The 10,512-nt window shown below is 73.2% G+C and carries 9 protein-coding genes; 5 read left to right on the top strand and 4 right to left on the bottom strand.

Going from position 1 to position 10,512, the window contains the following annotated elements:
• The coding region (locus ACSNOD_RS22445) for a M14 family metallopeptidase (protein WP_436768813.1) at positions 1-1,265 on the top strand (1,265 nt) is incomplete at its 5' end.
• Between the two features lie 123 nt (positions 1,266-1,388).
• Here ACSNOD_RS22445 and ACSNOD_RS22440 read toward each other — a convergent pair.
• From ACSNOD_RS22440 to ACSNOD_RS22425, 4 genes are all read right to left on the bottom strand, one after another.
• On the bottom strand, positions 1,389-2,951 hold the full coding sequence (locus ACSNOD_RS22440; protein ID WP_436768812.1) for a GntP family permease: 1,563 nt from the start codon (positions 2,949-2,951) through the stop codon (positions 1,389-1,391).
• Between the two features lie 10 nt (positions 2,952-2,961).
• Entirely contained in the window at positions 2,962-3,366 is a 405-nt protein-coding gene (locus ACSNOD_RS22435) for a RidA family protein (protein ID WP_436768811.1), read from the bottom strand.
• A gap of 109 nt (positions 3,367-3,475) precedes the next feature.
• On the bottom strand, positions 3,476-4,222 hold the full coding sequence (locus ACSNOD_RS22430; RefSeq protein ID WP_436768810.1) for an IclR family transcriptional regulator: 747 nt from the start codon (positions 4,220-4,222) through the stop codon (positions 3,476-3,478).
• Positions 4,219-5,397, bottom strand: a complete 1,179-nt coding sequence (locus tag ACSNOD_RS22425; RefSeq protein WP_436768814.1) for a sugar kinase — start codon at positions 5,395-5,397, stop codon at positions 4,219-4,221. Before ACSNOD_RS22425 ends, ACSNOD_RS22430 begins: the two co-directional genes overlap by 4 nt.
• A gap of 179 nt (positions 5,398-5,576) precedes the next feature.
• Between ACSNOD_RS22425 and ACSNOD_RS22420 the strand changes: the two genes are divergently transcribed.
• From ACSNOD_RS22420 to ACSNOD_RS22405, 4 genes are all read left to right on the top strand, one after another.
• On the top strand, positions 5,577-6,965 hold the full coding sequence (locus ACSNOD_RS22420; protein WP_436768809.1) for an amino acid deaminase: 1,389 nt from the start codon (positions 5,577-5,579) through the stop codon (positions 6,963-6,965).
• Positions 6,966-7,076: 111 nt separating this feature from the next.
• Entirely contained in the window at positions 7,077-8,717 is a 1,641-nt protein-coding gene (locus ACSNOD_RS22415) for an N-acyl-D-amino-acid deacylase family protein (RefSeq protein ID WP_436768808.1), read from the top strand.
• A gap of 86 nt (positions 8,718-8,803) precedes the next feature.
• The gene (locus ACSNOD_RS22410) at positions 8,804-10,015 is read left to right on the top strand and encodes a pyridoxal phosphate-dependent aminotransferase (RefSeq protein WP_436768807.1); all 1,212 of its coding nucleotides are present in this window, start codon (positions 8,804-8,806) and stop codon (positions 10,013-10,015) included.
• Positions 10,016-10,140: 125 nt separating this feature from the next.
• The coding region (locus tag ACSNOD_RS22405) for a phosphoenolpyruvate carboxykinase domain-containing protein (protein ID WP_436768806.1) at positions 10,141-10,512 on the top strand (372 nt) is incomplete at its 3' end.

The raw sequence follows: 10,512 nt of genomic DNA, 5'->3' as shown, positions 1-10,512 counted from the left end.
CCCCCCACACCCCCCACACCACCGGCACCGCGGCGGGACGCTCCGCCGATCCCGACGAGGACGTACGGCAGTACGAGGTGACCGGCCCCGCGACCGCCGCGGAACGCACCGCCGTCGCCGCCACCGGCGTCTCGATCGACGAGGTCCACGCCCGCTCGGTGGTCGTCACGGCAGACGCCGGGCAGGCGCGCGCGGTCGCCGCGCTCGGCCACCGGCTGGTCCCGCTGCCCGGCCCGCCGGACCGGTCGAACGGCAAGCCGGCCCGGCCGGGCGACTTCCCGCCGGCCGACTCCCGCTACCACAACTACGCCGAGGCCATGGCCGAGATCGACGCCCGCGTCGCCCGCCACTCGACCATCATGAGCAAGAAGGTGATCGGGAAGTCGTACCAGGGCCGGGACATGGTCGCCATCAAGATCAGCGACAATGTCGCCACCGACGAGAACGAGCCCGAGGTGCTCTTCACCCACCACCAGCACGCGCGCGAGCACCTCACCGTCGAGATGGCCCTGTATCTGCTGCGCGAGTTCGGCGAGGACTACGGCACCGACTCCCGGATCACCAACGCGGTCAACGGCCGCGAGCTGTGGATCATCCCCGACCTCAACCCGGACGGCGGCGAGTACGACATCGCCACCGGCTCGTACCGGAGCTGGCGCAAGAACCGGCAGCCCAACAGCGGCTCGTCGGCCGTCGGCACCGACGAGAACCGCAACTGGGACTACAAGTGGGGCTGCTGCGGCGGCTCCTCCGGCAACACGGGCTCCGAGACGTACCGCGGGCGGGCCCCCGAGTCGGCGCCCGAGGTCAAGGTCGTGGCCGACTTCGTCCGCGGCCGGGTGGTCGGCGGCACGCAGCAGATCAAGGCCGCGATCGACTTCCACACCTACAGCGAGCTGGTCCTGTGGCCGTACGGCTGGACCTACGCGGACACCGCCCCCGGCCTCACCCAGGACGACCGCGACGCCTTCGCCGCCGTGGGCCGCAAGATGGCGGCGAGCAACGGCTACACCCCCGAGCAGTCCAGCGATCTGTACATCACCGACGGCTCCATCGACGACTGGCTCTGGGGCGTGCACAAGATCTTCGGCTACACCTTCGAGATGTATCCCGCGGGCGCGGGCGGCGGGGGCTTCTACCCGCCCGACGAGGTCATCGAGCGGGAGACCGGCCGCAACCGTGACGCCGTACTGCAGTTGATCGAGAACGCCGACTGCATGTACCGCTCCATCGGCAAGGAGAACCAGTACTGCCGCACGCGCTGACCGTCGCCGTACGGCGAGCGCGTACCGGGCCGGCGGAACGTTCCGCCGGCCCGGTGCGGTGGCCAGGCGCGCCGGCCCGGGGCGGTGGCCAGGTGCGGTGATCGGGCCGCCAGGGACAGGGCGTCAGACCACCAGGGACAGTACGGCCGCCGCCGCGAAGCCGGCCACGGACAGAACGGATTCGAGCACCGTCCAGGACTTGAGCGTGTCCCGCTCCGAGATGCCGAAGTACTTGGCGACGATCCAGAAGCCGCCGTCGTTGACGTGCGAGGCGAAGATGGAGCCCGCGGAGACGGCCATGATGACCAGGGCCAGCCGGGGCTGGGTGTACGCGTCGGTCGCCACCAGGGGCGCCACGATGCCGGCGGTGGTGACGATCGCGACGGTCGCCGAGCCCTGGGCCACCCGCAGCACCACCGCGATCAGCCAGGCGAGCACGACGACCGGCAGACCCGCGTCGTCGAAGGCGTCCGCGAGGGCCTGAGCGACCCCGCTGCCCTTGAGCACCGCCCCGAACACGCCGCCCGCGCCGACCACCAGCAGGATGTTGCCGACGGGCTTGAGGGAGGCCGTGGACACCCGTTCCAGGGCGGCGCGCGACCAGCCGCGGCGGATGCCCAGCAGGTAGTACGCCAGCAGAAGGGCGAGGGTCAGGGCCACGAAGGGGTGGCCGAGGAACTCGACGGCCGAGCGGAAGGTGCTGGGGTCGAGCGCGACGGAGGAGAAGGTGGCCAGCAGGATCAGCAGCAGCGGGGTGCCGATGATCACGAGGACCGTGCCGACGGACGCGGGGGGCGGACCCGGTGCGGGGCGGGCCTCCGTCCCCGGCTCAGGGCGCGGCTCCTTGTCCGGCTCCGGGGGCGGCTCAGGGCCGGTCGTCGGCACGGGTGCCGGGCCCCGCCCCGGGTGCTCGGCGGCGATCGCGGCCCGCGCCTCGGCCACCGCCTCCACCATGTCCCGGGGCACCGGGACGAAGACGCGCTCGCCGATCCAGGCCGCGTAGGCCCACGCCGCCAGGACGGCGGGCAACCCCACCGCGACGCCCATCACGATCACCCAGCCCAGGTCCACCCTCAGCAGTCCCGCGGCGGCCACCGGCCCCGGGTGCGGCGGCAGAAAGGCGTGGGTCATCGACAGTCCTGCCAACAGGGGCATGGCGTAGCGCAGTACGGACGCGCCGCTGCGCCGGGCGGCCGCGTAGACGATCGGTGCGAGGACGAAGACGCCGACGTCGAAGAAGACGGGGATGCCGAAGAGCAGTCCTGTCAGCCCCATGGCGAGCGGCGCGCGCCGCTCGCCGAACAGCCCGAGCAGCCGCTCCGCGAGGGCCTCCGCGCCGCCGGACACCTCCAGGATCGCGCCCAGCATCGTGCCGAGCCCGATGATGATCGCGACATGGCCGAGGATGCCGCCCATGCCGGACTCGATCAGGGAGACGGCGCCGGAGCGCTGCACGGTGCCGAAGAGCTCGGTGACCGACAGACCGGCGCCGAGGCCGACGCCGATGGAGACCGCGAGCAGCGCGACGAAGGGCTGCAGCCTGACCTTGATGATCAGGAAGAGCAGCAGGGCGACACCGAGGGCCGCGACGGTCAGCAGACCGGCGGTGCCGGGTATCAGCGCGAGCAGGCCACCGGTGTGCGGTGGCGCCGCGGCAGGCGGTCCTGCGGCTGCGGCGGGCGACATGCCGGCCCGCTCAGTCCAGGACGGCGAGCGCGTCGATCTCGATCAACAGGCCGGCGGGCAGGCCGACGTACACGGTGGTGCGGGCCGCCGGGGGCTGCCGCAGATCGGCGAAGTACGCGTCGTAGATCGCGTTCATCTCGGCGAAGTGCTCGGTGTCGGTGAGGTAGACGCGCAGCATCATCACGTCCTCCCAGGTGGCGCCGCCGGCCTCCAGTACGGCGGCGACGTTGGCGAGGGTCTGCAGGGTCTGCTCGCGCAGGGTCGGCCCGACGACGGTGGGCGGCCGGCCCGGCACGGCGGGCAGGAAGCCCACCTGGCCGGCCACCTGGAGGATGTTGCCCTTGCGCACGCCGTGCGAGAACGCCGCGGGCGGGGTGGTGTGGGTGGGCGGGGTGATCGCGATCTTCTCGCTCATGGCAGGGCTCCTCGGTCGGCCGTACGCGCGGGGCGTACGCGGGTCGGCGGGGCGTTCGGGCTCGTACGTCAGCGGGCGGGGGCGGTGCGTCGGTGGGCGGGCTCGTACGTCAGTGGGCCCGGCCGGTGTACTCCCGGCTGATGGCGTCGGCGGTGCGGCGCACCAGGGGCAGCAGGGCGAGCAGGTCGTCGGCGGAGACCACCACGTTGGGCGCGGACACCGAGCACGCGGCGACGGCGCGGCCCTCCGTGCCGCGGATGGGCGCGCCGACGCAGTTGATCGACTCCTCGTGGCCGCCGAAGTCGGTGGCCCAGCCCTGCTCGCGGACGGCCGCGAGTTCGGCGAGGAACGCGCTCGCGTCCGGGGTCGAGCGGGGGGTGTAGCGGGGGTAGTCCAGCCGTTCGGCGACGGCGCGCCGCTCGGGCTCGGGCAGGTCGGCGAGGAGCACCTTGGCGACGGCCGCCACGGTGATCGCGACGGGCTTTCCGATGCGGGAGTACATCCGCACCGGATAGCGGCTCTCGACCTTGTCGATGTAGAGCACCTCGTTGTCCTCCTGGACGGCGAGGTGGACGGTGTGGCCGCACTTCTCGTTGAGGGCGACGAGGTGGGGATGGGCGATCTCGCGGATGTCCAGGTTCTCGACGGCCTCCTGGGCGAGGGCGAAGAGCCGGGCGCCGAGCCGGTAGCGCTGGTCCCGCTGGCGGTAGACGAGCCCGTGCTCGTCGAGGGTGCGCAGCAGGCGCAGCGCGGTGGACTTGTGCACGCCGAGCCGGGTGGCCACCTGTTCGAGGTTGGCGGGGCCCGCCGCCAGCAGCGGCAGGATGGTCAGGGCGCGGTCGACGGTCTGACTCATGGGGTGCGTTCCTCGGTCCGGCTCATGGGGTGGGTGTGTTCCTTCGCCTGGGAGTTCTGCGCGGATGAGTCCCGCGCGGGTGAGTCCCGCGGCCCGGGGGCCGGGGGGCGCCGGCCGCCACCGTCCGTCCAGCCGGGTCGGAGCCGCAGCGTGCCCCAGCTCTCGGGAGGCAGGGCGGCGAGGCGGTCGGCGAGGTCGCGCGGCGGCGGGTGGGCGAGGTCGCCGGGGACGGTGAGGGCCGCGGCGGCCATCAGATGACCGTGCCGCAGCCGCCGGTCGAGCGGGAGCCCGCGCAGGGTGGCGGAGAGGTAGCCGGCCGCGAAGGCGTCCCCGGCGCCGACGGGGGCCACGACGTCCACGGCGAGGGCGGGCACGAAGGCGACGGCCTCGGAGCCGTCGGGGGACCGCAGATGGGCCGTGGCGCCCCGGGAGCCGTGCTTGACGACCAGGGCCGCGGGCTCGGGGAGCGCGGCGCGCACGGCGCTGGCGCCGTGCAGCCCCCAGACGGCGGCGGCCTCGTCCTCGCCGACGAACACGAGGTCGCTGCGGCGGGCGAGTTCGGCGAGCACGGCGGGGGCGTCCGCCCTGCCCCGCCACAGGGCGGGACGGTGGTTGACGTCGAACGAGACGAGCGGGCGCCCGGACCGGCGGACGGTCAGCTCGCGCAGCAGGGCGAGGCAGCCGTCGGACAGGGCCGCGGTGATGCCCGAGAGGTGCAGGACGCGGCCGGACCAGGCGTGGTCGCGGCTGACGAGTTCGGGTGACAGGGCGGCCGCGGCGGAGCCGGCGCGGTAGTAGACCACCTCGGCGGGGAGCTCGGCGGGATCGGCGGGCGGCGCCCCGGGAGCGGCCGTCGGAAGACCGGGGGCGGCCGGCGGCCCGGTGGGGGCGCTCGGTGCCGCGGGGGCGGTGGGCCGCTCGCCCGCCGTACGGAAGTAGACGCCCGTCGGGCGGTCGGGGTCGCGCTGTACGGCGCGCACGTCGACACCCGCGGCGGCGACGGCCGCCAGGAGGTGGTCGCCGAAGGCGTCGGTGCCGACCCGGCTGATCCAGCGCGCCGAGTGGCCGGCGCGCGCCAGGGCGCAGGCGACGTTCGACTCGGCGCCGCCCACGCCCCGTTCGAACTCGGTGACCTCGGCGAGTCGGCCGGGCCGGCGGGGCACGAAGGTGACCATGGACTCGCCGAGGCAGACGGCGTCGACATCCCCGCTAGTGCTCACGATCGGGCCGCTCCTCGTCAGTCGCGCGCCATTGACCCGGCGATTGCCGGGATGTTAGACAGCCGTCAGCGATATACGCAATGAGCGTTGCACACAGCGCAACGGTTTCGCGACGCCTTCTCGAAGGAGGCCCGATGGCCGCCGACCCCTCCGCCGCCGACTCCGCCCGTACGGGCGCAGGTTCCGTCCGTACGGCCGCCGGCTCAGCCCGTACTGCTGCAGGCTCAACCCGTACGGCTGCTGCCTCCGTCCGTACGGCCGTGCGCAGGCTCGCTCAGGAGCGGGTGGACCACCGCTTCAAGGGGCTGCCCCCGGACGCCGAGGGCCTGACGGTGGGCGAACTGGCGGCCCAGCGGCGGTCGCTGTTCGACGGCGGCTTCCTCACCCCCGTACTGACGCTGTCCGCCGAGGCGCTGGACCACAACCTCGCGCTGCTGGGGCGCTACTGCGCCGAACACGGCCTCGCCTTCGCCCCGCACGGCAAGACACCCATGGCGCCCCAGCTCTTCGAACGCCAGCTCGCCGAGGGCGCGTGGGGCGTCACCGCGGCCGTGCCGGCCCATCTGCGGGTCTACCGCGCCTTCGGCATCGAGCGGATCTTCCTCGCCAATGAGCTGGTCGACGCGGCGGCGCTGCGCTGGCTCTCCGGAGAACTGGACGCCGACCCCGACTTCCACTGCGTGACCTACGTGGACTCGGTGCGTGGGGTGGAGCTGATGGCGGACGCGCTCACCGCCTGCGGGGCGCGCCGGCCCCTGGACGTCGTGGTGGAGCTGGGCGCCGGCCCCGGGGCCAGGACCGGCGCCCGTACGGAGGCCGACTGCGCCGCGGTGGCCGACGCCGTGGCGGCGACCCCGACCCTGCGGCTCGTGGGCGTGGCCGGTTACGAGGGTGAGGTGCCCGCCGCGGACGTGGGGACGGTCCGCTCCTGGCTGCGCCGGCTGACGGCCCTGGCGGTGGAGTTCGACGAGCAGAAGCGTTTCGGCGACGTCGAGGAGATCGTCGTCAGCGCGGGCGGCAGCGCGTGGTTCGACACCGTGGCCGAGGTGTTCGCCGAACTGCCGCAGCTGTCCCGGCCGGTGCTCAAGCTGCTGCGCTCGGGCGCGTACGTCTCCCACGACGACGGCCACTACCGCCGGTTGACGCCCTTCAACCGGCTGCCCGAGGAGGGCGGTCTGCGGCCCGCCCTGCGCCTGTGGGCGCAGGTGGTCTCCCGGCCCGAGCCGGGACAGGCGTTCGTCAACGCGGGCAAGCGGGACGCGGCCCACGACCTCGACCTGCCGGAGCCGCAGGTCGTGCGGTCCGCCCGGGACGGCGCCACGCGCCCCGCGACCGGTCTGTCGGTCCGCAAGCTCTCCGACCAGCACGCCTGGATCGATCTGGCGGACGGGGCGGAGCTGGAGGTCGGTGACTGGGTCGGGCTGGGCCTGTCGCACCCCTGCACGGCGTTCGACAAGTGGCAGTTGATTCCCGTCGTCGACGAGGCCGGTACGGTCACGGACTTCGTGCGCACGTTCTTCTGACGCCCGCGCGCCGCGGACAGGGGTCACCCGCTCCGGTGGCCTCGCACCGTACTGCGGCCGCCCGTCGGCCCCGCACCGCCTTCTGACGCCCGCGCACCCCGAGGGGCCCGCATGGACACAGAACTGGTCTTCCGCGACGCGACCGTGATCGACGGCTCGGCGCGCTCCCGCTACCGCGCGGACGTGCGGGTCACGGGCGGCCGGATCGCCGAGATCCGGCCCGAGCGCCACGGCCCGGGGCCGCGGCCCACGGCGCGCGCGGGCGCCGGGCGGACCGTCGACGCCGCCGGCCTCGTCCTCTGCCCCGGCTTCATCGACATGCACGCGCACAGCGACCTGGCGCTGCTGCGCGACCCCGCGCACGAGGCCAAGGCCGCCCAGGGCGTCACCCTGGAGGTCATCGGCCAGGACGGGCTGTCGTACGCGCCCGTCGACGACCGGACGCTCGCCGGGATACGCACCCAGATCACCGGCTGGAACGGCGACGGTGGGGACCTGGACCTCGACTGGCGCACGGTCGGCGAGTACCTCGACCGCCTCGACCACGGCTTCGGCGGCGAGGGCATCGCCGTCAACGCCGCCTATCTGGTGCCCCAGGGCACCGTACGGGCGCTGGCCGTCGGCTGGGCGGACCGCCCGGCGACCCCGGCCGAGCGGGAGCACATGCGGCGACTGGTGGCCGAGGGCCTCGAACAGGGGGCGGTGGGCCTGTCCTCCGGCCTCACCTACACCCCGGGCATGTACGCCTCGACCAGCGAGCTGACCGAACTGTGCCGCGTGGTGGCGCGGTACGGGGGCTACTACTGCCCGCACCACCGCTCGTACGGCGCCGGGGCCCTCGCCGCGTACCAGGAGATGATCGAGCTCGCGCGGGACGCGGGGTGCGCCCTGCACCTGGCGCACGCCACCCTGAACTTCGCGGAGAACCGGGGGCGCGCGCCGGAGCTGCTCGCGCTGCTCGACCAGGCGCTCGCGCGGGGCGTGGACATCAGCCTGGACACGTATCCGTATCTGCCGGGCTGCACCACACTCGCGGCGCTGCTGCCGAGCTGGGCCGCCGAGGGCGGGCCGGAGGCCACGCTCGCCCGGCTGCGGGACGGGGCGACGGCGGCGCGCGTCCGGCACGCGCTGGAGGTGACGGGCTCGGACGGCTGCCACGGCGTGCCGGTCGACTGGGACACGATCGAGGTCTCCGGGGTGGCCGATCCCCGTCTGTCGGGGTACGTCGGCAGTACTGTCGCGCGGAGCGCCGCCGAACGCGGCGAAGAGCCGTTCGCCACCGCGCGCCGGCTGCTGATCGAGGACCGGCTCGGCCCGACCGTGCTCCAGCACGTCGGCAACGAGGAGAACGTCCGGGCGATCATGCGGCACCGGGTCCACACCGGCGGCAGCGACGGGATTCTGCACGGCGCGAAGCCGCATCCGCGCGCGTACGGCACCTTTCCGCACTACCTCGGTCACTATGCGCGCGAGCTCGGTGTCCTCCCCCTGGAGGAATGCGTGGCACACCTCACATCACGCCCCGCTGCCCGTCTGCGACTGCCGGACCGGGGGCGGGTGCGCGTGGGCCACCGCGCGGACCTCGTGCTCTTCGACCCGGAGACGGTGGCCGCGGGCGCCAGTTTCGAAGCCCCGCGCACCCTGCCGACCGGCATTCCCCATGTGCTGATCGATGGCCGCTTCGTCATCGAAGGCGGCCGCCGTACGGATGTGCTGGCGGGTCGCACCGTACGGCGCGCGCCTCGGCGTTGAGGGCCCCGTACGGCCGTCACCCTCGGTGAGCGGGGGTGGCCGAAAACACCGCGCAGCCGCTCGGGCGCCCGTTTAGGGTGGCCGACATGCAGGTGATCCAGTCAATGAAGCTCGCGAATGTCTGCTACGAGATCCGTGGCCCGGTGCTCGAGGAGGCAATGCGGCTGGAGGCGGCAGGTCATCGCATCCTCAAGCTGAACACCGGCAACCCGGCCCCCTTCGGTTTCGAGTGCCCGCCCGAGATCCTCGAGGACATGCTGCGCGGCCTGGGCGACGCCCATGGCTACGGGGACGCCAAGGGGCTCCCCTCGGCGCGCCGGGCCGTGATGCAGCACTACCAGACCAAGGGCATCCCGCTCGACGTCGAGGACATCTTCCTGGGCAACGGCGTCTCCGAGCTGATCCAGATGGCCATGCAGGCGCTGCTGGACGACGGCGACGAGGTGCTCGTCCCGGCCCCGGACTACCCGCTGTGGACCGCCGCGGTCTCCCTCTCCGGCGGCACGGCCGTGCACTACCGCTGCGACGAGCAGGCCGACTGGATGCCGGACCTCGCCGACATCGAGCGCAAGGTCACCGACCGCACCAAGGCCATCGTCATCATCAACCCGAACAACCCCACGGGCGCGGTGTACGACGACGAGCTGCTGCGCGGACTGACCGAGATCGCCCGCCGCCATCAGCTGATCGTCTGCTCCGACGAGATCTACGACAAGATCCTCTACGACGGCGCCACGCACACCCCGACCGCCGCCATCGCCCCCGATCTGCTGACGCTGACCTTCAACGGTCTGTCGAAGGCGTACCGGGTGGCCGGCTACCGCAGTGGGTGGATGGCCGTCTGCGGCCCCAAGGAGCACGCCGCCAGCTATATCGAGGGCCTGACGATCCTGGCCAACATGCGGCTGTGCGCGAATGTCCCGGCCCAGCACGCGATCGCCACCGCGCTCGGCGGCCATCAGTCGATCAACGACCTGGTGCTGCCGGGCGGCCGACTGCTCGCCCAGCGGGACGCGGCGTACGAGGCGCTCACCCGGATTCCGGGCGTGACCTGCGTGAAGCCCAAGGGCGCGCTGTATGCCTTCCCCCGGCTCGACCCCAAGGTCTACAAGATCAAGGACGACCGGCAGATGGTGCTCGATCTGCTGCGCGCCGAGAAGATCATGATCGTGCACGGCACCGGCTTCAACTGGCCGGAGCCCGACCACTTCCGGCTCGTCACCCTGCCCCGGGCGGAGGACCTCACGGAGGCGGTGGAGCGGATCGGGCGCTTCCTGGACGGCTACGGGCAGTACTGAGCGCCGGCGGCACGCCCCGCACCCATGCTGTCGCGCGACCCTGTACGCCGGAGCACTTATCCACAGAAGCCAACTTTAGACAGAATCTAAGTTAGGATGGTCTCCTGAGCGTCAGGAGGCCATCCATGTACGAACCGATCCGCAGCAAGTCGGTGCACACCATGGCCGAGCAGATCGGCCATGACGGCCCGCACCGCTCCCGCGAGGAGGAGCTGGACATCCAGCTGGCCGGGCATCTGGCGGCGCTGCTGGCCGTCACGGACGAGCTGCGCTCCCTCTCCCCCGCCGCAGAGCTGGACCGGGCCGCCGGGCGCGTCGCCGAACACATCGCGCGGCTGCGGCAGGGCCCGTGGCCCGTCCGGCTGGCGGCCGTCGGGGACGGCGGCCGCACCCGGCTCGCCGCGCTGCACCGCAAGGCCCACGCCATGAAGACGCTGTTCGGCAACTCCGTCTTCACCAACGTCGCGCTGACCGACGACGGCGACGTGTGGTGGGAG

This window comes from Streptomyces sp. URMC 123, assembly GCF_051386515.1.
Taxonomy (GTDB): domain Bacteria; phylum Actinomycetota; class Actinomycetes; order Streptomycetales; family Streptomycetaceae; genus Streptomyces.
The sequence above is the reverse complement of the archived record's forward strand: the minus strand, read 5'-3'. Positions and strand labels throughout refer to the sequence as shown.